The sequence below is a fragment of the Thermoclostridium caenicola genome, from assembly GCF_900142095.1.
Lineage (GTDB): Bacteria > Bacillota > Clostridia > DSM-8532 > DSM-8532 > Thermoclostridium_A > Thermoclostridium_A caenicola.
The window spans coordinates 1-24852 of sequence record NZ_FQZP01000043.1 but is presented as its reverse complement, the minus strand read 5'-3'; the positions used below and the strand labels follow the sequence as shown (position 1 = coordinate 24852).

General features: G+C 49.9%; 19 protein-coding genes, 1 pseudogene and 1 other annotated feature. Of the genes and pseudogenes, 19 read left to right on the top strand and 1 reads right to left on the bottom strand.

Features of this window, described 5'->3' with window-relative positions:
- Positions 1 to 77: 77 nt before the first annotated feature.
- Complete coding sequence (locus tag F3H12_RS10355; protein ID WP_188118488.1) at positions 78 to 764, bottom strand: TMEM165/GDT1 family protein; 687 nt, start codon at positions 762 to 764, stop codon at positions 78 to 80.
- Between the two features lie 469 nt (positions 765 to 1233).
- Positions 1234 to 1477 (top strand) — a binding site (T-box leader).
- A gap of 47 nt (positions 1478 to 1524) precedes the next feature.
- Between F3H12_RS10355 and ilvB (F3H12_RS10350) the strand changes: the two genes are divergently transcribed.
- The 19 genes and pseudogenes from ilvB (F3H12_RS10350) to F3H12_RS10270 all read left to right on the top strand — a co-directional run bounded on the left by ilvB (F3H12_RS10350) (position 1525) and on the right by F3H12_RS10270 (position 24573).
- On the top strand, positions 1525 to 3135 hold the full coding sequence (gene ilvB, locus F3H12_RS10350; RefSeq protein WP_149679247.1) for a biosynthetic-type acetolactate synthase large subunit: 1611 nt from the start codon (positions 1525 to 1527) through the stop codon (positions 3133 to 3135).
- A 65-nt stretch (positions 3136 to 3200) separates the two neighbouring features.
- On the top strand, positions 3201 to 3716 hold the full coding sequence (gene ilvN, locus F3H12_RS10345) for an acetolactate synthase small subunit (RefSeq protein ID WP_149679246.1): 516 nt from the start codon (positions 3201 to 3203) through the stop codon (positions 3714 to 3716).
- Between the two features lie 4 nt (positions 3717 to 3720).
- A complete protein-coding gene (gene ilvC, locus F3H12_RS10340; protein ID WP_149679245.1) occupies positions 3721 to 4710 on the top strand; it encodes a ketol-acid reductoisomerase in 990 nt (329 codons plus the stop codon).
- A 176-nt stretch (positions 4711 to 4886) separates the two neighbouring features.
- Complete coding sequence (gene cimA / locus F3H12_RS10335; protein ID WP_149679244.1) at positions 4887 to 6476, top strand: citramalate synthase; 1590 nt, start codon at positions 4887 to 4889, stop codon at positions 6474 to 6476.
- A 17-nt stretch (positions 6477 to 6493) separates the two neighbouring features.
- Positions 6494 to 7765 carry a 3-isopropylmalate dehydratase large subunit gene (gene leuC / locus F3H12_RS10330; RefSeq protein ID WP_149679243.1) on the top strand — a complete coding sequence of 424 codons (1272 nt, stop codon included), beginning with the start codon at positions 6494 to 6496 and terminating at the stop codon, positions 7763 to 7765.
- A gap of 11 nt (positions 7766 to 7776) precedes the next feature.
- The gene (leuD, locus tag F3H12_RS10325; RefSeq protein WP_149679242.1) at positions 7777 to 8286 is read left to right on the top strand and encodes a 3-isopropylmalate dehydratase small subunit; all 510 of its coding nucleotides are present in this window, start codon (positions 7777 to 7779) and stop codon (positions 8284 to 8286) included.
- 87 nt (positions 8287 to 8373) lie between these two features.
- The gene (gene leuB, locus F3H12_RS10320) at positions 8374 to 9444 is read left to right on the top strand and encodes a 3-isopropylmalate dehydrogenase (RefSeq protein WP_149679241.1); all 1071 of its coding nucleotides are present in this window, start codon (positions 8374 to 8376) and stop codon (positions 9442 to 9444) included.
- A 78-nt stretch (positions 9445 to 9522) separates the two neighbouring features.
- Entirely contained in the window at positions 9523 to 11187 is a 1665-nt protein-coding gene (gene ilvD, locus F3H12_RS10315) for a dihydroxy-acid dehydratase (RefSeq protein WP_149679240.1), read from the top strand.
- A gap of 78 nt (positions 11188 to 11265) precedes the next feature.
- Positions 11266 to 12942, top strand: a complete 1677-nt coding sequence (gene ilvB, locus F3H12_RS10310) for a biosynthetic-type acetolactate synthase large subunit (protein ID WP_149679239.1) — start codon at positions 11266 to 11268, stop codon at positions 12940 to 12942.
- A 201-nt stretch (positions 12943 to 13143) separates the two neighbouring features.
- Entirely contained in the window at positions 13144 to 14421 is a 1278-nt protein-coding gene (locus F3H12_RS10305; RefSeq protein ID WP_149679238.1) for a zinc ribbon domain-containing protein, read from the top strand.
- A 363-nt stretch (positions 14422 to 14784) separates the two neighbouring features.
- The gene (locus tag F3H12_RS10300) at positions 14785 to 16488 is read left to right on the top strand and encodes a Na/Pi cotransporter family protein (RefSeq protein WP_149679237.1); all 1704 of its coding nucleotides are present in this window, start codon (positions 14785 to 14787) and stop codon (positions 16486 to 16488) included.
- 166 nt (positions 16489 to 16654) lie between these two features.
- The gene (glmM, locus tag F3H12_RS10295) at positions 16655 to 18004 is read left to right on the top strand and encodes a phosphoglucosamine mutase (protein ID WP_149679236.1); all 1350 of its coding nucleotides are present in this window, start codon (positions 16655 to 16657) and stop codon (positions 18002 to 18004) included.
- A 694-nt stretch (positions 18005 to 18698) separates the two neighbouring features.
- Entirely contained in the window at positions 18699 to 20525 is a 1827-nt protein-coding gene (glmS, locus tag F3H12_RS10290) for a glutamine--fructose-6-phosphate transaminase (isomerizing) (RefSeq protein WP_149679235.1), read from the top strand.
- Positions 20526 to 21769: 1244 nt separating this feature from the next.
- Positions 21770 to 22021, top strand: a complete 252-nt coding sequence (locus F3H12_RS13675) for a TnsD family Tn7-like transposition protein (RefSeq protein ID WP_188118486.1) — start codon at positions 21770 to 21772, stop codon at positions 22019 to 22021.
- Between the two features lie 21 nt (positions 22022 to 22042).
- Positions 22043 to 22180: pseudogene (locus tag F3H12_RS13670) on the top strand (TnsD family Tn7-like transposition protein); the annotation flags it as partial.
- Between the two features lie 96 nt (positions 22181 to 22276).
- A complete protein-coding gene (locus F3H12_RS13605) occupies positions 22277 to 22399 on the top strand; it encodes a hypothetical protein (protein ID WP_279231998.1) in 123 nt (40 codons plus the stop codon).
- A 106-nt stretch (positions 22400 to 22505) separates the two neighbouring features.
- The gene (locus F3H12_RS10275) at positions 22506 to 23027 is read left to right on the top strand and encodes an STM3941 family protein (RefSeq protein WP_149679234.1); all 522 of its coding nucleotides are present in this window, start codon (positions 22506 to 22508) and stop codon (positions 23025 to 23027) included.
- A gap of 191 nt (positions 23028 to 23218) precedes the next feature.
- Positions 23219 to 23623, top strand: a complete 405-nt coding sequence (locus F3H12_RS13525; protein WP_243133265.1) for a hypothetical protein — start codon at positions 23219 to 23221, stop codon at positions 23621 to 23623.
- Complete coding sequence (locus F3H12_RS10270) at positions 23581 to 24573, top strand: glycosyltransferase family 2 protein (RefSeq protein WP_340162585.1); 993 nt, start codon at positions 23581 to 23583, stop codon at positions 24571 to 24573. Before F3H12_RS13525 ends, F3H12_RS10270 begins: the two co-directional genes overlap by 43 nt.
- Positions 24574 to 24852: the final 279 nt, after the last annotated feature.

Below are 24852 nucleotides of genomic sequence, written 5' to 3'. Positions count from 1 at the left end.
ACTCATCAAAAAACACGAAAAATATAGATTTCTCTTGCTTTGCAAAAACTGTGGAATTTACTTTTGCAAACCGGAATTTACTTTTTCAATTGACCAAAAATGAGGATCAAAGCCGCGGTCAGGAGGGAAACGACGGCAGTTATCCCCACGATTATCAGCGCTTTGGATTCGTCCACCGCAAAGTTTTCGCGTAGGGTCGTCCATTCGCTGGCCAGACCGAAAGCGATGAACAGGAAAGAAGAGATCAGCGCCATGATCCGAACGGGGATATATTTCAGCGCGACAGCGCCGGCGGCCAGGCCGATGCAGTCCGCGATGAGCAAGGCGATGGTGGAACCGGCGAAAACGCTGAGCGGGCTGTCCGGATAAAGGGCGGAGAAGGATAGGGTGGAGAGCTGGGTTTTATCGCCTGTCTCAGCCAGAAAAAAGGCCAGTGCCACCGCGAGGATGGCGCCTGTAGAGGTTCCTGTGGAGCAGGAAGCGGTTTCTTCCTCCTGCCTGAGCGACAGGAGTCCGAAGAGGATGAACAGCAGGGAAGCGGCTGCTTTCACCACGTCCTGTATGACCTTGATGCCGCCGATGGCAGTGCCAAGTATCACGGCAAGCAGATTGAGGGCGATGATAGCGATGAGTATGCCTGCCAGAACATGCCTGGTTTTGTATTTTGAAGCGCAGGCCATCACCAAAAGCTGCGTTTTGTCTCCCATCTCCATCAGGAGTACCATGCCGAAGGTGGTCAGAAAAATACCAAAATCCAGATTCATGCGGCTTAATCCTTTCCGTTCCCGGGTTGCCTGCCGTTCCGTGTTGTCCACCAATAATATTGATGCTGACAAGCTATATAATATGATAGATAAATATATCATTGCTCAATTATGGATGATTCATGACAGTGCCAGGATGTAAGAGGTAAGACTGAGATTGCCGCGCTCGTTTCACTCGCTCGCAGTGACATAACCCAGGAGTTGTCATTGCGAGGAACGCAGTGACGAAGCAATCTCAGTGGCTTCCGTGGCTGCCCGAGAAGCTTAAAGAGATTGCCACGCACCACTTATGAGGTGCTCGCAATGACGTCCCAGGTATGGTTTCGCGGGTTTAGCGGGATTGCCGCGCTGTACTCACACACCGTATCACAAGGACAGCTTGCATCATACTTTATAAAAAAAGTATTGACATGATTGAAGAAAGGCTGATATAATTATTTCCAATCATAACTGAATAGCCCCTTAGCAATCAAATGTGATGAAGGAGCCGTGTATAGCTGCAGAAGTCAGCACAGAGAGCCGATGGTTGGTGAGAATCGGTCTGATGGCGGTTATGCATATCCCTCCCGAACAGTTACTCTGAACCATATCAGTAGGAGTAAACGGCAAGCCCCGTTACAGGCGAAGGTTTGTTAGAACCTCATGAGATTTCCACCGCAAGGTGGGAATGAAATAAGGGTGGTAACACGTGGAGTACATCCCTCGTCCCTGCTGTAGTGTACACAGATCGAGGGATTTTTTTATATACCTCAAGGTGGTGATGCCGGTGAAAGCAGCAGAAGCAATTGTGAAGTTCCTGGAACAAGAAGGTGTGGATACCGTGTTCGGCTATCCCGGGGGTTATATTGTCCATGTCTATGAGGCGCTGAGAAAGTCCGGGATCCGGCATGTCCTGGTGCGCCAGGAATCGGCAGCCGCCCATTGTGCCAATGGCTACGCCAGGGTATCCGGGAAAACGGGGGTATGCATATCGACCTCCGGTCCGGGCGCAACAAACCTGATTACAGGAATCGCTACAGCCTACATGGATTCCATACCGCTGGTGGTGTTGACCGGACAGGTTCCCAGCTCCATGATCGGCCGGGATGTCTTCCAGGAAGCGGACATTACCGGGGCTACCGAATCCTTTACCAAGCATAATTTCCTTGTGAAGGATGCCAGGGAACTCCCGCGCATATTCCGCGAGGCCTTCCATATCGCCTCAACGGGCAGGCCGGGGCCGGTGCTTATTGACCTTCCCCACGATATCCAGCAGGAAGACATTACGTTCAAGTACCCCGAAACAGTCCATATCAGCGGATATAAACCAACGGTAAAGGGGCATATGGGCCAGATCAAGCGGGCACTGAAGGCTATCGCCGAAAGCGAAAGGCCGCTGATCCTTGCCGGGGGCGGCGTGAACCTGGCAGGGGCCCAGGCAGAACTGGTGGCCTTTTCCGAGAAATCGGGCATTCCCGTTGTCCATACCCTGATGGGGAAGGGCGCTTTCCCGTCCAACCATCCCCATTATGTGGGCATGATAGGAACCCATGGCTTTGCACACGCCAATGAGGCCGTGAAGATGGCGGATTTGGTCATTTTTATCGGAGCCCGCATCGCCGACAGGTCTGCGGGGGGAACACAGATACTTCCCGAGAACATGACCATCGTCCATATCGACGTGGATCCGGCGGAGATCGGAAAGATTGTCGGAACCCACATCCCGCTGGTGGGCGATGTGCGCGAGATACTCAAACAGATGAATGAGAAGATCAAGCGCAAGGATACCGCTGCCTGGCTGGAAACCTTAAGAAGCATGAAACCCGAAGTGGCCTACCGGACCGGCGATTTCGTGAATCCCAAGAAGGCCATTCGCCTCTTGTCCGACAAGCTCAGCGACACGGCCATCATGGTTGCCGATGTGGGTCAGAACCAGTTCTGGGCTGCCAGGCATTTTGAGGACCTGCCGGGCAGGAAGTTCATGACATCCGGCGGCATGGGCACCATGGGCTATGGTCTTCCGGCCGCGATTGGTGCCAAGATTGCGGCCCCCGACAGGCAGGTGGTGGCGGTAGCCGGCGACGGTGGTTTCCAGATGAGCCTGTTTGAGCTGGGCACCATAGCTGCAAACCAGATTGGTCTTGTCATGGTCCTGTTCAACAATGCCAACCTGGGCATGGTCCGGGAGATGCAGAACCGGATGTTCGGAAACACCAGCCAGACGGCCCTGGAACGGAATCCCGACTTCGTCATGCTGGCAAAGGCCTACGGCATCGACGGGATACGCGTCCGAAACGATGACGAGCTTGAAGCGGCTTTCGAACAGGCATTGAGCCATAAGGGCCCCTTCCTTGTGGAATGCATGGTGGATCCTGATGAAAGCACGCTGTAATCCATAGAAGGAATACAAATCAATGCAATGACGATTATTGCATCAATGCGTAAGGGGAGATGAATGTGAACAGACATGTTCTTTCGGTACTGGTAGAAAACCAGTCAGGTGTATTAAGCCGGGTCTCCGGCCTGTTCAGCCGGAGGGGCTACAACATCGACAGCCTGTCGGTGGGTGTGACCGAGGATCCTGGCGTATCCCGCATGACCATCGTGGTCAGGGGGGACGACTACATCCTTGAGCAGATCAAAAAGCAACTCAACAAGCTGATTGATGTCATCAAGGTCATCGAGCTGGATCCGAAGCTGTCGGTCTTCAGGGAACTGATGCTGATCAAGGTGAATGCCAGGGAAAATTCACGTGCATCCATTATTGAGATCGTGGACATCTTCAGGGCAAGCGTCGTGGATGTGTCCAGCGAAACCCTCACAGTTGAATTGACCGGTGACGAGGACAAGATCGAAGCCTTCATCAACCTGATGAAACCCTATGGCATCCGCGAGATTGTCCGCACCGGCTTGACAGCCCTTGAAAGAGGCAGCAAGGAAATAAAAAGCTATAAGAAATACGAGGAGGAATAGTGTCATGGCAAAAATGTATTACGAAAAGGATTGCAATCTTTCCCTGCTTAACGGAAAAACAGTGGCTGTTATCGGTTACGGGAGCCAGGGCCATGCCCATGCCCTTAACCTCCACGATTCCGGCGTAGATGTGGTGGTCGGCCTGTATGAGGGAAGCAAATCATGGAAGCTGGCCGAGGAAGCCGGGCTCAAGGTGGCCGTAGCCGCCGAGGCAGCCAAGATGGCCGATATCATCATGATCCTCGTCAACGATGAAAAGCAGCCCAAGCTCTACAAGGAAAGCATTGAACCCAATCTCAGGCCCGGAAAGTCCCTTGTGTTTGCCCATGGGTTCAATATTCACTTCGGACAGATAGTGCCGCCTTCCGACGTGAACGTGTTCATGGTTGCCCCCAAGGGTCCCGGCCATACGGTCAGAAGCCAGTATGAGGAAGGCAAGGGCGTACCGTGCCTCATTGCCGTATACCAGGATGCCACCGGTAATGCGAAGGAACTGGCACTGGCTTATGCAGCCGGTATCGGCGGCGCCAGGGCAGGAATCCTGGAGACCACCTTCAAGGAAGAGACCGAGACCGACCTCTTCGGTGAACAGGCCGTACTCTGCGGCGGCGTTGTGGAGCTCATGAAGGCCGGCTTCGAAACCCTGGTTGAGGCGGGATACCAGCCCGAGAGCGCATACTTCGAATGCGTCCATGAGATGAAGCTGATCGTTGACCTCATCAACAAGGGCGGTTTTGAATTCATGAGATATTCCATCAGTGATACGGCCGAATACGGGGATTACATGACCGGTAAGCGCATCATCACTGAGGAAACCAGGAAGGAAATGAAGAAGGTCCTCACTGAAATTCAGGATGGAACCTTTGCCCGGAACTGGATCCTTGAAAATCAGGCTAACAGGCCCAACTTCAATGCCAGAAGGAGAATCGAGAAGGAGCACCTGGTCGAGAAAGTGGGAAGAGAGCTCAGAAAGATGATGAGCTGGAACAAGTAATGAGAAAAGGTTTCCTGGCGATGATGGTTCTTTCGTGACGGTCCGGTCATGAAAGGGAACAGTTCTTCGTGGCAGGGGCGGCTGCCCAGGGCATGCGGGCAACCGTGCAGGTATATGCAGACGCAGCAGTAAACAGGGAGCCTTAACTAGGTTAGCATCAGGAAGGAGAATGTGGCATGACGCGCAAGGTGGATATATTGGATTCGACGCTGAGAGACGGCGCGCAGGCTGAAGGGATATCTTTTTCAGTGGAGGACAAGATCAAGATTGTCAAGACACTGGATGAGCTGGGCGTTTCCTATATTGAAGCCGGAAATCCCGGTTCCAATCCCAAGGATATCGAATTTTTCAAAAGAATGCAGAGCATAGAACTGAAAAATGCCAGGCTTGCGGCTTTCGGCAGCACGAGAAGGCGCGATATCACCGTGGAGGAGGACAACAATGTCCAGTCCCTCCTGTCGGCCGGGACCCCTGTCATCGTCATATTCGGGAAGAGCTGGGATTTTCATGTGACCGACGTGATCAAAACGACCCTGGAAGAGAACCTGAATATGATCAGGGAGACCGTGGCCTTTTTCAAGAAAAGGAACAAGGAAGTTATCTTTGACGCGGAGCACTTCTACGACGGCTACAAGGCCAATCCCGAGTATGCCTTCAAAGCGCTCCAGGCGGCAGTGGAAGGCGGAGCCGACTGCCTGGTGCTCTGCGATACCAACGGCGGAAGCTTTCCGAACGAGGTTTATGAGATCACCAAGAGGGTAACAGAAACCTTCAAGGTAAAGATAGGGATCCATACCCATAATGACGGGGGAATGGCGGTTGCCAATTCCATTATGGCCGTGGAGGCCGGAGCATCCCATGTTCAGGGAACCTACCTGGGGTTCGGCGAGCGCTGCGGAAATGCCAACCTCTCCACCATCATCCCCAATCTGCAGCTTAAAAAGGGCATCCAATGCATCCCCAAGGACAAAATGGTGATGCTGACCCATGCAGCCAGGAAGATCGCCGAAATCGCAAACGTGACCATGAACGAGCGGGATCCCTATGTGGGCAACAGCGCCTTCGCCCATAAGGGCGGCATGCATATCGACGGCGTTGCCAAGGCCACCCGATCCTTTGAGCATGTGGATCCGGACCTGGTCGGCAACAAGCGGCGATTCCTGATGTCCGAGGTGGCAGGCAGACGCACCATCCTGGATAAGATTCGGGAAATCTGCCCAAGCGTTACCAAGGAGTCCAGCGAAACCGAGGCCATCATCAACCGTCTGAAGGAACTGGAGCACCAGGGCTATCAGTTTGAAGGTGCCGAAAGCACCTTTGAGCTGATCATCAGAAAGCAGCTGGGCAAGTACCGTCCGTTCTTTGAACTGGAATCCTTCAAGCTGATCACTGAGCAGCCCACACAGTCTAGGCCAAGCGCCTCCGCCCTGATCAAGGTGAAGGTTGACGGCAAAGCGGAGATCACGGCGGCTGAGGGCGACGGTCCGGTGCACGCGCTGGACAGGGCGCTGCGCAAGGCCCTGGAGGTCTTTTATCCCGAGCTCTCGTCGGTTCACCTCACCGACTTCAAGGTGCGCGTGATCGATTCCAAGTCGGCAACGGCAGCAAAGGTACGCGTGCTCATTGAATCCACCGACGGGGAAACGGTATGGACTACCGTCGGCGTTTCCACCGACATCATCGAGGCCAGCTGGATTGCGCTTGTAGACTCCATTGAATACAAACTGATTAAAGATCTTGAAAAGAAAATTCGTGTGTACTTATAAGGAGGCAGTTGGGAATTATGGGTATGACGATGACGCAGAAGATACTTGCCGCACATGCGGGTCTGGACCGCGTTGAGGCCGGACAGCTGATTGAAGCGAATCTGGACCTGGTGTTGGGTAATGACATTACATCTCCCGTGGCCATACGGGAATTCGAGAAGATGGGTGCCAACAAGGTTTTTCATAGGTCCAAGGTAGCCCTGGTGCCCGATCACTTTACCCCCAACAAGGATATCAAAGCGGCTGAACAGTGTAAGTGTGTAAGAGAATTCGCAAAAAAGATGGAAGTGGAGAACTATTTTGAAGTAGGCGAGATGGGTATTGAGCACTGTCTCCTGCCCGAGAAGGGGCTGGTGGTGCCCGGCGATCTGGTCATAGGCGCCGACTCCCATACCTGTACCTACGGCGCTCTCGGCGCATTCTCCACCGGCGTGGGCAGCACCGACATGGCTGCCGGCATGGCTACCGGAAAATGCTGGTTCAAGGTTCCTTCGGCCATCAAGTTTGTGCTGAAGGGCAAGCCCCAGGGTTGGGTAAGCGGAAAGGATATCATCCTACATATCATCGGCATGATCGGTGTGGACGGCGCCCTGTACAAATCCATGGAGTTCGTGGGCGACGGCATTCAGCACATCTCCATGGACGGGCGTTTCACCATGGCCAACATGGCCATTGAGGCTGGCGCCAAGAACGGCATTTTCATCGTGGACGAGAAGACCATTGAGTATGTCCTGAACCATTCCAGCAAGTCATGGACGGTCTATGAACCCGATGCGGATGCCGAATACGACGAGGTCTATGAGATCGATCTTTCCAAGATCCGTCCCACAGTGGCCTTCCCGCATCTTCCCGACAATACCCGGACCATCGACGAGGTAGGGGATGTGGAGATCGACCAGGTGGTTATCGGATCCTGCACCAACGGACGCATGGAAGATTTGAGGGTGGCCGCCAAGATACTCAAGGGCAGGAAGGTCAAGAAGGGTGTTCGTGTGATTGTGTTCCCCGGCACCCAGAAGATCTATCTGGATGCCCTGAAAGAAGGCATCATCGAGCAGCTGATTGAGGCTGGCGCCGTGGTCTCCACGCCCACCTGCGGTCCCTGCCTGGGCGGTCACATGGGCATTCTGGCAAAGGGCGAGCGGGCTGTAGCCACAACCAACAGGAACTTTGTGGGCAGAATGGGCCATACCGAGTCCGAGGTCTATCTGGCCAGCCCGGCAGTGGCAGCCGCATCAGCCGTTACAGGAAAAATCACCGATCCGGACACTCTGTTGAAAGCCGATTAAGGAGGGGTATTATGAAAGCTAAGGGTAGAGTCTTCAGATACAACAACAATGTGGATACGGACGTCATCATTCCGGCCCGTTACCTGAATACTTCCGATCCTAAGGAACTGGCCGCCCACTGCATGGAGGACATCGATCCGGATTTCGTGAAGAACGTGAAGCCGGGCGATATCATTGTGGCCGACAGGAACTTCGGCTGCGGTTCCTCCCGTGAGCATGCCCCCATTGCCATCAAGGCTTCCGGGGTGTCCTGCGTGATCGCGTCCACCTTCGCCAGGATTTTTTACAGGAACGCCATCAATATCGGCCTTCCCATCCTGGAATGCGAGCAGGCGGTAAAGGGAATCGAAGCGGGGGATGAGGTGGAGGTTGATTTCGATACCGGAATCATCCGCAACCTGACCAAGGGTACCACCTTCAAGGCCCGTCCTTTCCCGGAATTCATGAAGAAGATCATGGCTGCAGACGGCCTGGTCAACTATATCCGCACCAAGAATGCGGGGGATGGTTCTCCGTCCTGAGCCTTTGGGTATGGGTAAATCAATCATGACTTTGCTGATGGCAGGACCATCCCTGCCATCAACCAAGAAGAAGGAGAATGGTAGGATATGAATTACAAGATCGCTGTGTTGCCGGGTGATGGTATCGGCCCGGAAGTCATAGAACAAACCCTTTTGGTTCTGGAGAAAGTTGGGCAGAAGTTCGGCCACAGCTTCCAGTGCCAGAAGCTGCTGGCCGGCGGATGTGCCATTGATGCCACCGGAAGCCCGCTGCCCGAGGAAACCCTTGAGGCTTGCAAAAAGAGCGATGCAGTCCTTTTGGGTGCGGTGGGAGGTCCCAAATGGGATAACCTGCCGGGAGACAAGCGGCCTGAGGCCGGGCTCCTGGGCCTTCGGGGCGGACTTGGGCTCTTTGCCAACCTAAGGCCGGCCCTGTTGAACAAAGAACTGCGTGACGCATGCCCCTTAAGGCCCGATATCATCGGAGAGAGCCTGGATATCATGGTAGTACGGGAATTGACCGGCGGCATCTATTTCGGAGCGCGCGGAAAACGCGACGGCAAGATGGGCCAGGAGGCCTATGATACCGAGACTTACAGTGTGGGCGAGGTGGAGCGCATTGCCCGTCTGGCCTTTGAAATCGCAAGGCAAAGAAGCAAAAAGGTTACCAGCGTGGACAAGGCCAATGTGCTGGAAAGCTCGCGGCTCTGGCGTGAAGTGGTGACCAGGGTGGCCAGGGATTACCCGGATATCACCCTGGAACACATGTATGTGGACAATGCCGCCATGCAGCTGGTGAGAAATCCCAAGCAGTTTGACGTGATTGTAACGACCAACATGTTCGGCGACATCCTGTCGGACGAGGCCAGCATGATTACCGGTTCCATCGGTATGCTGCCGTCAGCCAGCCTGGGTGAGGGAGCCTTCGGGCTGTACGAGCCCATCCATGGATCGGCGCCCGATATCGCGGGCCAGGACAAGGCCAATCCCCTGGCCACCATTCTGTCAGCGGCCATGATGCTCCGGTATACCATGAAGCTGGAGGAGGAAGCCAGGGCCATTGAGGCGGCGGTGAACCAGGTACTGGAGGAAGGCTACAGGACCGGCGATATCATGAGTCCCGGCAAGAAACTGGTGGGTACTTCTGAAATGGGCAGGCTGGTGGTTGAGCGTATCTGACAAGGTAAACGGCGGGGACAGGACTTTTCCGCCTGGAGAGGTCCGTCCCCGATAATATCCATAGAGAGGTAGAATGCTATGAGAAGTGATATCGTCAAGAAAGGTGTTGAAAGGGCTCCTCACCGGTCCCTGTTCAAGGCCATGGGATATACCGATGAAGAGATCAACCGCCCATTGATTGGCGTTGTCAACGCCAAGAGCGAAATCGTGCCCGGACACATCGGGCTGGACACCATTGCCGAAGCGGTGAAAGCCGGTATCCGCGCCGCAGGGGGAACACCCTTTGAGTTTCCTGCCATCGGTGTTTGTGACGGAATCGCCATGGGACATGCCGGCATGCATTATTCGCTGGCTTCCCGTGAACTCATCGCCGATTCCATCGAATCCATGGTCATGGCCCATGGATTTGACGGGCTTGTGCTGATACCCAACTGTGACAAGATCGTGCCGGGCATGCTGATGGCGGCGGCCAGGCTTAATATCCCGGCCATCGTGGTCAGCGGAGGTCCCATGCTGGCCGGAAGGGCAGGGCAAACGGGCATCAGCCTGACCGACATGTTCGAGGCGGTGGGCGCCGTCAGCGCCGGAAAGATGACCGAAGAAGAACTCGCCGAGTATGAGAACAGCGCCTGTCCCAGCTGCGGTTCCTGCTCAGGCATGTTTACCGCCAACAGCATGAACTGTCTGACCGAAGCATTGGGCATGGCTTTGCCCGGAAACGGCACCATCCCGGCTGTCATGGCTGAGCGGGTTCGCCTGGCCAAGATGACCGGGTTCCAGATCATGGAGCTTGTGAAGGCAGATATCAAGCCGAGGGATATCCTGACCCCGGAGGCTTTCGCAAATGCTCTGGCCGTGGACATGGCGCTTGGATGCAGCACCAACAGCATGCTCCATCTTCCGGCCATCGCCTATGAGGCAGGCGTTACCTTCAACCTGGAGATGGCCAACGCGATCAGTGAGAGAACGCCGAATCTTTGCAAGCTGGCTCCGGCCGGCCGGCACTTTGTGGAGGATCTCCATGCTGCAGGCGGCGTTTGCGCGGTGATGAAGGAACTGTCCAAAAAGAACCTGATCAACCTGAACCTCATGACCGTTACCGGAAAGACCGTTGGAGAAAATCTGGACGGCGTTCAGAACAGGAACCCCGAGGTCATCAGATCCATAGAAAATCCATACAGCTCCACAGGTGGCATCGCTGTCCTGAAAGGCAATATCGCTCCCAACGGCTGCGTGGTGAAGCGCAGCGCCGTGGCGGAGAACATGCTGGTCCATGAAGGCCCCGCCCGGGTATTTGACTCGGAGGACGATTGTATCAGGGCCATCCTCTCGGGGACCATCAAAAAGGGTGAGGTTGTGGTCATCCGTTATGAAGGACCCAAGGGAGGCCCCGGTATGAGGGAAATGCTCATGCCCACATCAGCGCTGGCAGGCATGGGCCTGGATGCCGACGTGGCCCTGATCACCGACGGACGGTTCAGCGGCGCCACCCGGGGTGCCAGTATCGGGCACGTCTCTCCCGAAGCGGCGGAGGGCGGTCCCATTGCGCTGGTCCAGAATGGGGATATCATCGCTATAGATATGAACCGATACACCATCACCCTGAAGGTTTCGGAGGAAGTCCTGGCCGAAAGGCGCAAGAACTGGGTATGCCCGCCTCCGAAGGTACAGGGCGGCTATCTGGCCCGTTATGCCAGGATGGTCTCCTCTGCCGATGAGGGAGCGGTTCTGAAGTATAAATAGGGAAGCGCTATCAGAAATCAACGCTTCTGGCTGCCTTCCGGACGGAGGATGACAATTGAGTTGGAATGAGGTGTTATCATGCAATTGACGGGTGCTGACATACTGCTGGAATGTTTACTGGAACAAGGTGTGGATACCATCTTCGGATTCCCCGGAGGAGCGGTTTTGAATATTTATGACTCCTTGTACAAGTACCGGGACAGGATCAGGCATTACCTCACGTCCCACGAACAGGGCGCGGCCCATGCGGCCGACGGCTATGCCCGCGTGACGGGGAAGGTGGGCGTATGCCTGGCCACATCCGGGCCCGGGGCAACCAACCTGGTGACCGGAATCGCCACCGCCTACATGGACTCGGTGCCGGTGGTGGCCATCACAGGCAATGTGCCCCTGAACCTCCTTGGCAAGGACAGCTTCCAGGAAGTGGATATCACGGGCATTACCATGCCCATCACCAAGCATAATTTCATTGTCAAGGATGTCAACGACCTGGCCGATATCGTCAGGCGCGCCTTCTACATCGCCCAGGAGGGAAGGCCGGGGCCCGTGCTGATCGACATACCCAAGGATATCACCGCCCAAAAGGCGGAGTATACGCCTGCTCCGAAGCGGGAGATTCCCAGGAGGACGGAATACATATCCGAAAAGGCGCTGGCTCATGCCATCGACCTGATCAGGAGCAGTTCCAAGCCCCTGATCTATGCAGGCGGCGGCGTGATAGCCTCCGACGCGGCCCAGGAGCTTCTGGAATTTGCCGAAAAGATCAATGCGCCTGTGACCCTCAGCCTGATGGGGATGGGCGGCTTCCCGGCAACCCATCCCAACTATACCGGCATGATAGGCATGCATGGAACCAAGACTTCCAACATGGCTGCCACCCAGTGCGATCTGCTTATCGCCATAGGCGCACGGTTCAGTGATCGCGTGGTGAGCAAAGTGGAGCGCTTTGCGCCTCATGCCCGGATTCTCCATATTGATATTGACGAGGCTGAGGTCAACAAAAACGTCCGCACCAGCAGGTTCATCATCGGTGATGTGCGTGAGGTGCTGCGCGAACTGAACAAGCGGCTGGAGAGGGTTGAAAGAAGGGAATGGATGGACTACATCCAGGACATGAAGACGAAATATCCTCTCAGCGGCAGCAACGGCAAAGACATGCTCACCCCCCAGTACATCCTGGAAAAGATCTATGAACTGACGGGAGGCGACGCCATTGTGGCCACCGAAGTTGGCCAGCACCAGATCTGGACGGCCCAGTATTACAAGTTCACCAGGCCCAGGACCTTTGTTTCCTCCGGTGGTCTGGGTACCATGGGCTTTGGCCTTGGCGCGTCCATCGGTGCCCAGGTGGGTGCGCCCGGCAAGCGTGTATTCAATATCGCCGGTGACGGCAGCTTCAGGATGAATATGAATGAGCTGGCTACCGCGGTGGAATACAACCTGCCCATCATCGAGGTCATCATGAACAACCATGCCCTGGGTATGGTGCGTCAGTGGCAGAACCTGTTCTATGATTCCCGTTATTCACAGACCACCCTGGACAGGTGTACCGACTTCGTCAAGCTGGCCGAGGCCTTCGGTGCGGTGGGCTACAACCTAACAAGGAAAGAAGATGTGGAAGAGACCATTAGAAAAGCCATGGCCCAAAACCGTCCTGTGGTGATCAATTGTGAGATAGACCGGGATCTCAAGGTGTATCCGATGGTTCCGCCCGGAGCGCCCATCGATGAAGTGATCATGGATATGGGTGATTAAGTTCCGATACCATTCACACGCATCCCAACAGGAAGGCCGGAACGGTTCATCGGTTCCCAGCCGGGAGCCGGACCGTATACCCGGCCTTTTCCATATTCCATTTATTTAAATTTGTCAAGACTTTAACATCTGGAAACTTGGCGTAAAATATTGATTATAAGACCGATCCCCCAATTACCATACATCTATGGAGGTGCTTCGATGAAAAAATGTGCGGGTTGCCAACATGAAAACCAGGATACTAACGCATTCTGCAGCAATTGCGGTGCGCCGCTTGACAACGCGGTGGAGCCCGAATCACCCAAACCGGCCGGAAAGTCTTTTTCCAAAGCCAGAATCATCGCTGTTGTTGCTGCCATTGTTTTTTTGGCCATTGTCATCAAAGCCATTGCCGTCTCCGCCAATCCGGCCATGAGACTGCTTAAGGGCTTGGATCGCCTCGGCAAGATGGATGCTTTTACGGTCACAAGTACCCTTTCGGTCAACTACAAGGGCGATGACGATGACCTGAAACTTATCAACCAGGCCGGCGCCAGTCTGAAAACTGCCGTAAATCTGGACAAGATGCTCGCGGAAGTAACCGGAACCCTTTCCTATGACAAGAAAACCGTGGCTGAAATCACGGCGGGATTGGGCGAAAAAGAGGTCTATTTCGCACTGCCCAAGCTTTATGACAAGACTTTTACCTACAGGCTGGACAAGCAAGTGCGGGCGTACATATCCGAGATTCAGGTACTGCTCAAGTACCTCAGGGAAGCAGACGTCCAGTATGACAGGGGCAAGTATGCGAAAGCCATTGCGGAAGTCCTGGATGATGATATCAAGGGCTCCCCGGGCAAAGTGATGCTGACACTGGACGGCGACAGGCTTTTGGATATCTTTGCGGAAATCTTTGAGGTAGCGGCTGATGACGAAGTGTTGATGAAGTCCCTCAGGAAGAATGCCAAAAACGCCATCGAAAAAATCCTGAAGGACAAGCATGAGTTTGAACTTCTCTTTGACGAGGAAGATCTGGAATATGTGCTGGAATACCTCCAGGATGATGACGATTTCGAAATTGCCTATATGTACATCGTCAGAGAGATGAAGGATAGTTTCAGATACCTGTCCAGGAGTTTCAAATATTATGCAGACGATATACCGGAGCTTGACGTGACCATCGACTTTGGGCTGCTCTCAAGCAATATCAGGGGCATCAGTATTGCCATGGAAATAGAGGATTCCGGTGAGACCGTCGTGCTTTCCCTGGATTCAGAAATCAGCCGCAAGGCCTCAATCGGCAAAATCAACACAAAGAATACCGTGGATATTGAAGACCTGATGGATGATCCGGCAGAACTCGAGGACATCGCCGAAACCGTCCTTAAAAACCTGGCAAAGAACATCAAAAGCAACAAGAAGCTTGTAAATGCCATCGATGATCTGACCGGAATGGATGTGGATGACCTGATGGATCTGCTGATGGATGAAATCTTTTAGATTTCGGGCTTCATGGTCCCAATAACATAGAGCTTCTATCACGTAAAGGACGTCTGACATTTACTGCCGGACGTCTTTTGCTTTACATAAGAATGTAGGGTATGCCAGCGAGGATTGGCACAAGGCCATTCCCAGCGGGAACTGGCTTTATTCCATAAGAATCGGATAAAACTGCTAATTAAAGGTAATGTTATATATACGGCCAACAATTACATGCAGATGGCGGCTCATTTTATATAGCATTGGTAAGGGTTTTATGCTAAAATGCTAATGGCTTTTTGATCCAAGACGCAGCAACAGCTATACCACTATCAGCACTTTTATGCGTTGTATCAATCTTAGTTTTAACCGGGGGAATTCTTTATGTGGAGAATCATCTTGGACGCATTGCCAAGCCTTTTGGGCGGACTGGCCCTCTTCATTTTCGGCATGAATTTCATGGGTGAAGGTCTTCAAAAGGCAGCAGGCGAGAAAATGCGCCACATTCTGAAGATACTGACCAAAAATCCACTCATCGGCATTCTGGTGGGCATGATCGTAACCACCGTCATCCAGAGCAGCAGCGCCACAACCGTCATGGTGGTCGGATTCGTCAGCGCCGGCCTCATGAGCCTGCGCCAGGCCATCGGGGTTATCTTTGGTGCCAACATCGGTACAACCATCACAGCCTGGCTGGTTTCCATCAAACTCAACGAGTTCGCGTTTCACATTCTTGCAATTGGTTTTATCGTCTTTTTCTTCTCGAAAAATCAGCGCATCAAGTTCATCGGGCAAATCTTCTTCGGATTCGGCATGCTGTTTGTGGGCCTTAACATCATGAGCGACGCCATGAAACCATTGGCCGGAAGCGTTGAAATTCAGAATTTAATGGCCAGTGTCAGCAATAACAGGGTTTTGGGCGTCATCATTGGTACCGTTGTCACAGCAATTGTCCAGAGCAGCAGCGCGGTGATTGCGGTTATCCAGAAGCTGGCCCTTGCCGCAACACCCGACGGGTTGCCCCTGATTTCCCTGACAGCGGCCATACCCCTTGTATTGGGGAGCAATATCGGAACGACGATCACTGCTGTGTTGGCCTCCATCGGTGCTAGCCTTAACGCCAAGCGTGCGGCGCTGGTCCATGTGCTGTTCAATTTGATTGGCTCCATTCTATTTATCTTCTTTGTTCCCCAGGCTGCCTGGGTCGTAGGGCAATTCATGGGAAGTGTTGCCGCAGACAACATGGATGTGGCTATTGCCAATTTCCATACCTTCTTCAATGTGGTGAACACCATCATCATGCTTCCGCTGATATCCGTGCTGGAGAAAGTGGTATGCCGGATATTCAGGGGCGAAGAACTCATGGTGGAAACTTCCCTTGCCAATATTGATCCCAAGGTGTTCGGCACGCCGTCCATCGCCATGAACCTGGCGGTTAACGAGCTCAAGCAGATGAGCAAGTTTGTGCAGGGCATGGTCAGAAGTGCCAGGCAATCCATTGTTGCTTCGGATTTAACAGCTGTGGAAGAGACCTCGAGACTGGAAGATATCGTGGACATGCTGAGACGGGAAGTGGTGGACTTCCTTTCCAAGATCCTGACACACAGCCTTACACCTGGACAGTCCGTGCGCCTGACGGGGCTAATGCGCATTGCCCATGATATCGAAAAAATGGGTGATAACTGCAAGGATATCAGTGAGATAGCCCAGAATATGATCAACGCCAGGATTGCCTTCTCCGAAGCGGCCATCGGCGAAATCAACGAGGCTTTCCTGGATATTGAGCAGATTACGGCGGATATGCGCAAAGCCCTTGAGGACGGAGATATTGAGGCGGCAAAAAATGTGCTCAGACTGGAAGCTCGGTTTGACGAACGGGAAAGGACCCTCAGGGAAAGACATATCGAACGGCTGAACAAGGGAGAGTGCAAACCGGCCGCAGCCATCAACTTCCTTGAGCTGATCCATTATATCGAACGCATAACGGACAGCTGCAAGAACGTTGCCGAGGCGGTTATGGATGATTTGAGCCATAAGCTGTTCAGCGAACATGACACAAAACAGATTCCTGCTGGAAAACACGCTTAAGGAATGGCTTTGCCCAGTGTTCCGGGTAATAAATACAACGGCGTTACAGGTTGCTGTTTGCAGACTGATGCTTTTCGGCAGAAATGGGATATTTCCGAGGCTTGCCGGATAAAGTTTATTAAATGTATAATAAATGTGCTTTTACTAATATGTGGAGGAAAACGCTATGGGAAGGCTGTTTGGAACCGATGGTGTCAGGGGAGTCGCCAATACCGAATTAACCTGTGAACTGGCCTTCAAGCTGGGAAAGGCCGGCGCCTACGTCCTTTCAGGGGAGAAGGCGCATAAACCCAGAATCCTGGTGGGAAAAGACACCCGGCGCTCCGGCGACATGCTGGAGAGCGCCCTTGTGGCAGGCATTTGCTCTGCCGGGGCCCAGGCCTATCTTGCAGGCGTCATTCCTACCCCTGCGGTGGCCTGCCTGGTGAAAAAACACGGCTTTGACGCGGGTATCGTCATTTCGGCCTCCCACAACCCGGCCGAGTTCAACGGCATCAAGTTCTTCAACTCGGAAGGCTACAAGCTGCCGGATGAGACCGAGGAAAGGATCGAACGCATCATCCTGGATCAGGCCGAGGAGATCCCCAATCCTGTCGGCGATCAGGTAGGGTCGGTACATATCCTGAAAACGGCCGTTGAAGATTATGTCAGCTATGCCGTTCAGACCATACAGACAGACCTGTCGGGGCTGAAAATCGCCCTGGATTGCGCCAACGGCGCCGCAAGCGTCACGTCCCCCATGGCCATCAGCAGGCTGGGCGCTGAAACGCTTGTGATCAACAACACGCCCGACGGTATGAACATCAACAAGGATTGCGGCTCAACCCATCTGGACATGCTGAAGAAGTTCACCGTGGAGAACAAGTGCCACCTGGGCCTGGCCTTTGACGGCGATGCGGACCGGGTTCTGGCCGTGGATGAAACTGGACGGCTGGTGGACGGCGATCATATGATGGCCATCATCGGCCTGGATATGAAGAAGAAAGGGATGCTGGCCCATGATACCATCGTGGCCACCGTCATGAGTAACATGGGCTTTGACGAGATGGCCAGGAATAACGGGCTGAACATCGTCAAGGCGCCTGTAGGCGACCGCTATGTTTTGGAGAAGATGCTGGAAGGCGGCTTCGTTCTCGGAGGCGAGCAGTCGGGGCATGTGATCATGAGCAGGTACAACACCACGGGAGATGGTCTGCTGACAGCCATCATGCTGCTTTCCGTGCTCAAGGAATCGGGCAAGAGCCTGTCGGAGCTGAACGCCATCATGAAGGATTATCCGCAGGTTCTGAGGAACGCCAGGGTCAGCAATGCCAAGAAATACAGCTACAGGGACGATCCCGTCATTGCGGAGCATTGCAGCCGGCTGGAAGAGGCCTTCAAGGGCGAGGGCCGGGTGCTGATCCGCCCGTCGGGAACCGAGCCACTGGTCAGGGTTATGATCGAAGGCAAGGACCAGGACTACATTACCCAAAAGGCGGAGGAACTGGTCAGGATCATTGAAGAGCGGCTGGGATAACAACAGAAATAGCAAAATGGCAGAGGATCATGTATGGTCATCTGCCTTTTTCGTACTCAAGTTTCAGCCATATTCAGGCCTTCCCAATGTTTTTTCGCCAGACTTTACCCATTTTTTTCACCGAGCAACTGTAAGGGATTATATCCAGGACCTGAGCTTGTCAATGCACGAAAAAAAGAATGAGGAAGAGAAGAGAAATTGGCATGATTCATTGGGAAACGATGGCTTAACACTTGCAATGGACAACCCAATTATCATACAATGGTATAAGAAATGCTGAAAGCGATCTGTCGGAAAGGAGGGCAGCGTTTTTAGGACAGTGCAATAAGCGCCAGAACAAGGGTAGCAGGGCTTTTAACCATTGCCCCTTGTTGACGAGGAGAAGGAGGTTATCGAAAGTTTCGGCGGAAACCTTCCGGTGCGCCATCATCGATAAGACACTACAAAACCTGCCGGCGACGGCAGGGACAGAATGTGTCGGATTGGCCTTTCATGCATTTCTGAAAAAGGACTCTCAGGTTTGAAAACCATGTCTTTGAGTCCTGTTCCCGTTTATTGATATGACAGGAATAGGTGTATTTGCTTGCGGGCAAGGAAAGCAGGCTTATTGAATGGTGCTTTCCGTGTGTTATAAGGCAGCCTGTTTTTTGAACCTGTCCCAAAATCTATCAGAAATAATGAAAGGAGCATTTCCATGTGCGGAATAGTTGGCTATATCGGAAGCAAAGAGGCAACACCCATCCTTATGAACGGCCTTAAGAAACTGGAGTACCGGGGTTACGACTCTGCAGGAGTCGCCATACTCCATGATGGCGTCATCAAAATGGTCAAGACGAAGGGAAGATTGGCAACCCTTGAGAGCAAGCTGGGTACCACCGACCTGAGGGGAAACCTGGGTATCGGGCATACCCGGTGGGCGACACATGGTGAGCCCAATGATGTCAACTCCCATCCTCATATCAGTTCCAGCGGAAAAATTGCCGTGGTACATAACGGTATCATCGAAAACTTCATGAAGCTTAAGGAATTTCTCATTTCCAAGGGCTACCATTTTCAGTCGGACACCGACACCGAAGTGTTGGCTAACCTCATCGATTACAATTACAAGGGCGATCTCGTCAAAGCCGTCATGAACACGTTGAATGACATTGAGGGCGCTTATGCCCTGGGGGTTATCTGTACCGACTGCCCGGATGAATTCGTGGCGGCCAGGAAGGACAGCCCGCTCATTGTAGGTCTTGGGGAGGGCGAGAACTTCATCGCCTCGGATATCCCGGCGATACTGGAGCATACACGCGATGTGAAGATCCTCGAAGACAGGGAAGTCGCGCGCATTACCGCCGGGAAAGTTGAGATCTACAACCTATTGGGTGAAATCGTTGAGCGGGAGCCTTTCCATGTGGACTGGGATGTGGCTTCCGCCGAAAAGGGTGGCTATGAGCATTTCATGATGAAGGAGATCTGCGAGGAGCCGGCCGTGCTCAAGGCTACCATCAGTCCGCGCGTCAGGGATGGCCAAATCCAGTTTGAGCATTTCAAACTGACCGATGAAATGGTCAAATCCTGTGAAAAGATTAATATTATTGCCTGCGGAACGGCATACCATGCCGGAATGGTGGGCAAATACGCCATAGAGAAGCTGGCACGGATTCCTGTGGACGTGGATGTGGCATCCGAGTTCAGGTACCGTGATCCCATGGTGAACGAGAAGCAAATCACCATCGTCATCAGCCAGTCAGGGGAGACGCTGGACACGCTGATGGCTCTCCGTGAAGCCAAAAAGAAAGGCTCCCATACCGTATCCATCGTCAATGTGGTGGGAAGCTCCATTGCCAGGGAATCCGACGATGTGCTCTATACGTGGGCCGGGCCTGAAATCGCCGTGGCATCCACAAAAGCCTATAACACGCAGCTTGCCGTCCTGTATCTTCTGGCGCTGAAATTTGCCCAGATCAGGGGAACGGTGGATGATGAAACCATCAGGTATTATATAGACCAGCTCATGCAGATCCCTGATCATATGGAGACGGTATTACAGGATAAGGAAGCCATCCAGCGCTTTGCCGCAGGGCATTACAATGCCAGAAGCATCTTCTTTATCGGTCGTAACCTGGACTATGCCCTGTCCATGGAAGGCTCCCTCAAGCTGAAGGAGATCTCCTATATCCATTCGGAGGCCTATGCGGGAGGGGAGCTGAAGCACGGCACCATTGCCCTGATTGAGGACGGTACCCTGGTGATCTGTCCCATGACCCAAGACGCGCTCTTTGAGAAGATGGTAAGCAATATCCGGGAGGTGAAGGCCCGGGGAGCCGTAGTGCTGGCCATCGCCGCGGAAAAGCATTTAGACGAAGCGGAAAAGGCGGCCGATGCGGTCATCACCATCCCAAACATCGATCCGCTGTTGGCGCCCATTGTGGCCGTTACGCCCCTCCAGCTTTTTGCCTACTATGTGTCGGTCATGAAGGGCAACGATGTGGATAAGCCCAGGAACCTGGCCAAGAGCGTGACGGTGGAGTGAGATTGATGCTGTTTTATACTCATGTGTATAATTCAAATAAAGTTCACTCCATTAAAATAAAGTTCGCTCTATAAAAATAAAGTTCGTTCCAAAATCCCGTAGCAGATGCAGGAGCAATCTTCATTTGCTGCGGGGTTTGCATTTTAACAGGTGAAAGGGTTAAGGTGTAAGGAATAAGGTTATTATGGTTAAGAAGTATTAGATAAGGTTAGAAGTATTGATTTTAAAGGGATTGAAGACTATATTGAAGATAATATTGATAAAGCAATGGAAAAGTGAAATGAACTCTTATCCCTTAACCCTTGAAACTTTACCCTGTTCATCTTGCACCTTACCCCTATTTAGAACCGACTTTATTTTAAAAATTACTACAAGAATTAAGGAAGAAATGTTATTAAATGGAATGAAAATATGGAATTTTTGAACCGACTTTATTATCTGGAAGAGATTAGGAGGATAGGGTTAAGGCGAGAAGGGATAAGGGTTTGAGGGATTTCGGTTTGGAGCGGAGTTTATTTTAAATATACATAGTTAGTGACAAGGAATTTTAGGGAAAAGGAATAAGGAAAATGTTTTAGAAATAATAAAGTTGACTCTGTGATAATAAAGTAAGTTCTGTAATAATAAAGTCGGTTCTATTAGTAAGTTAGTTCTGAAATATAAAGTCATGCCATTGAAAGGTTATAAGGGGGCACAGCAATAGGATTAAGGATATAAATTACAGAAACTGGACAGTTGTTTCATAAACGGTAAAGTTCTATCAAAATGAAAATAAAGTCCTTATATTAAGATTTTATCCACATTTCTTGATGCAAGAATGGGGATAAAGTATAAAAAATATTAGGAAGATGTGGATAAAAGGATAAAGGGATAAGGACATTATTTACTTTTTATAAGAACTTGACGTATTTTTTCTGTTTCAGAAATGATGAAGAAGAAATTTTAGAAAAAGAAAAGGTATTTTTACGGATGTTAAAGTTCTTTTATAATAAAAATAAAGTTGTGATATTGAAAGGTGAAAGGAACAAGGGGAAGCATTGGAAATACGAGATTTGATATGGGTTTAAGGTATAAGATGATTGGTAATTGTAGGGAGTTCATGTAAGGAATTTATTTGCATTTCCTATAGAACATACCCTATTTTTTCTGTTTCTAAAACTCATGTAGATAAAAATTTAGAAACAAAAAATATTTTTACTACATGGAAAGTTCTATTAAAGTAAAAATAAAGTTATTGTCTGGTATTGGCAAGGTTTTTAGGTATAGGAGCAGATGAACTTTTTATAAAAGAGTTAAATAACAGACCTTTCGGAGAAGGACCCTGGGTTTGCCTAAATCCTGCCGACGACCACTTACTTGAGCCTGTAGTGGAAAACCTGTTGATAAAGTACCGCCGCAGAAATAAAAATGTGAATGGATTTTTCTCCTGTTCCTGTGGGTTTGAGTATATGGAAACAGTTACAAAGGAACAAGGTGAAAGGGGTAAGGGGCAGTAGCAGGCTTACAGTCACGTTGATTGGGAGGCAAGGGATGAAGAAATTCTTAAATGTGTAAGGCAAACTGTTCAAAAGATATTGGAAAGTGATGAAAAGCCGCAGAGAATAAGTCTGCGGTTAATTAAAACAAGGTCAGGACTCAAGAACATTGACCTTTAACTGGATAAATTACCATTTACCAAGACATTTATTAATTCCGTTATAGAGACACCTGTAGATTTGCACAAAAGACGGATACAGTGGGCAATCAGGAAGTTGAAGGAGGAAAAAAAAGACTTTGGGGTTTATACAATTGTGGATATGATTGGAGTAGGGAACAGGTATAGGAAGCAGGTGATGGAGGAGGTTAAAAGAGTGCTGGAGGATATGGGTTTATAAGAATTGTAATATTTGGATGATTTATTAAAATACATATGATATAATTGAAAAAACACATTTGTTTGATATTGTGAATATGGTTTAATAATTTGGGAGGGATGAATAAATGAATGAGATTATCATTAAACAAAGCAAGGTTAAATCAATAGGCTTGATAATATTAGGAATTGTTATGTTGCTCGCATGCGTCTTTGTTTTAGCATTTGGAACAATTCACAAGAATATAGTTTATATAATAATCGGAATAATAGGAATGGGTTTTTTTGTTCCTTGTGAGATATATTCTGTTAAAAGAGCATTAAATCCAAAACCATTATTGGTGATTACAGAAGATGGCATCACTGATATGTCATCTGCATGTAGTGTAGGATTTATTGCTTGGAATGAAATTGAATCTGTTTCTGTTATAAGAGTTTTCTCACAAAGACTTATAGCAATTACTGTTTATGATATAGATAAATTATTGCACAGAATTTCTTCCGCAAAGCAAAAAGTAATAAAAGCAAACTTGAAATTTAATTATCCCCCTATTGCTATATCGCTAAATACAGCGGATGTGAATTTTAATGAAGTATTATCTATAATCCAGAGCAAATTAAATGAGCATAATCTTAGAGTCAACAATTAATAAATATATACGACTGGAATCTGCATGTTTGAAGGCTTACGACACAATGAATAAGGAATTAGGGGATGTGGACAGAGAGGAATTTGTTTCAAATATAAATATGATAGACAAAAAAATGGGTTAAAGAAGGATTTTTGACGTAATATGGAGAATTATATAAAAAATGTTTGAAGTTTGGAGGTGTATTATTTTTGGGGCAAAAAATGAATACAAATTTGCCTTTGAATAACCAGCAAATAAGTATAAATCGAAGATTTAAAAAATACATACCTGTTAAAAATAAATTTATAGTGGGTCATATAGCAGCATTTCTATGGATGAGTTTTAGTATATATTTGTCAATACCTTGGGTTTTAGATTTAGCAGATTTAGTAAGTTTGCCGATTTCAATTTTTATTATAACTGGTTTAGCGTATATACCTGGGTATTTAAATATATTTATGGTTATAAGTTTACTGCTTGACAGACAACCTCCTTTCAAAAACGAAAGACCTGACAATGATATAACTATACTTATTGCAGCGAGAAACGAAGCAGATAAAATCGAAAATACATTGCGAAACAAGACTATGATGGAAAAATACATGTATTACTAGTTGACAATGGTTCTACGGATAGAACGGCAGAAAAAGCGTTGGATGCTGCTATGAGGCTAAATTTAGATTTAGTAGTATTAAAAGAAGAAAAACCGGGTAAGTTTAATGCTCTAAATAAGGGCCTACAGCATATTTGTACTGATTTAATGATTACTTTAGACGCTGATACTTTACTCCACAAGTCTGCAGTAAGGTATCTTGTTGCAAGAATCGAATCAGCACCTTCTGATGTTTGTGCTGTAGCAGGTGCTGTTTTGGTAAAAAACAGCAGGGATAATCTTCTCGCAAGAATTCAGGAGTGGGATTATTTTCTTGGAATAGCCTCTATAAAAAGGATGCAGGGTTTATATCAAGGCACTTTGGTGGCTCAAGGAGCATATAGTATCTATAAAACTGAACGGATAAGAAAAGTAGGTGGTTGGCCCGATGCTATAGGGGAAGATATTGTACTTTCATGGAGATTAATGTTGAACAACTGGAAAATCTATTTTGAGCCTTATGCTGTGGCTTTTACTGAGGTTCCTACTTCCATGTCTCATTTTTGCAAACAAAGGTCCAGGTGGGCAAGAGGAATGATAGAAGCCTTAAAGGCTATGAAGCCGTGGCAGCAGCCGCAATTATATGTAAAATATCTAACTACTATAGATTTACTGCTTCATTATTTAGATGCTGTATACACCCTGTGTTGGCTGCCAGGGCTTATTGGGGCATTTTTTGGATATTACTACATCGTTGGGCCTATGACATTATTTGTAGTACCGCTTACGCTTATTAGTTACTGGATTTTATATGAATACCAAAAAAATGTTTTCAAAAAGTTAGATTTAAAGATAAGAAAGAATAAAGTAGGTTTTATTATATTTGTACTATTTTATCAGATTATCATGTCACCAGTATCTTTTTGGGGGTATATACAGGAGTTTATAAAATTGAAGCGGATATGGAAGTAGGCATATAAACCTAAAAAACTTAAGTGATAATTGTATAACCCAAAAAAACTCGTGTTACGAATAAAAAAGTTGTGTTAAAAATAAAAAAGTCATGTTAAAAGTCATGGTGAAAATAGGGCAGAAAGCCTTATTGGAACCATGATTTTTTTTAGGATTACTAGGCTCAAGGAGTTATAGTCTCAAGTAGTGGTGTAAATTTCGTGGAGGCTAATTGACAAAAGTAACCACGATATGATTTCTACTTTATTAGGGAAACAAAACAAAACAAATAAAGTAGAG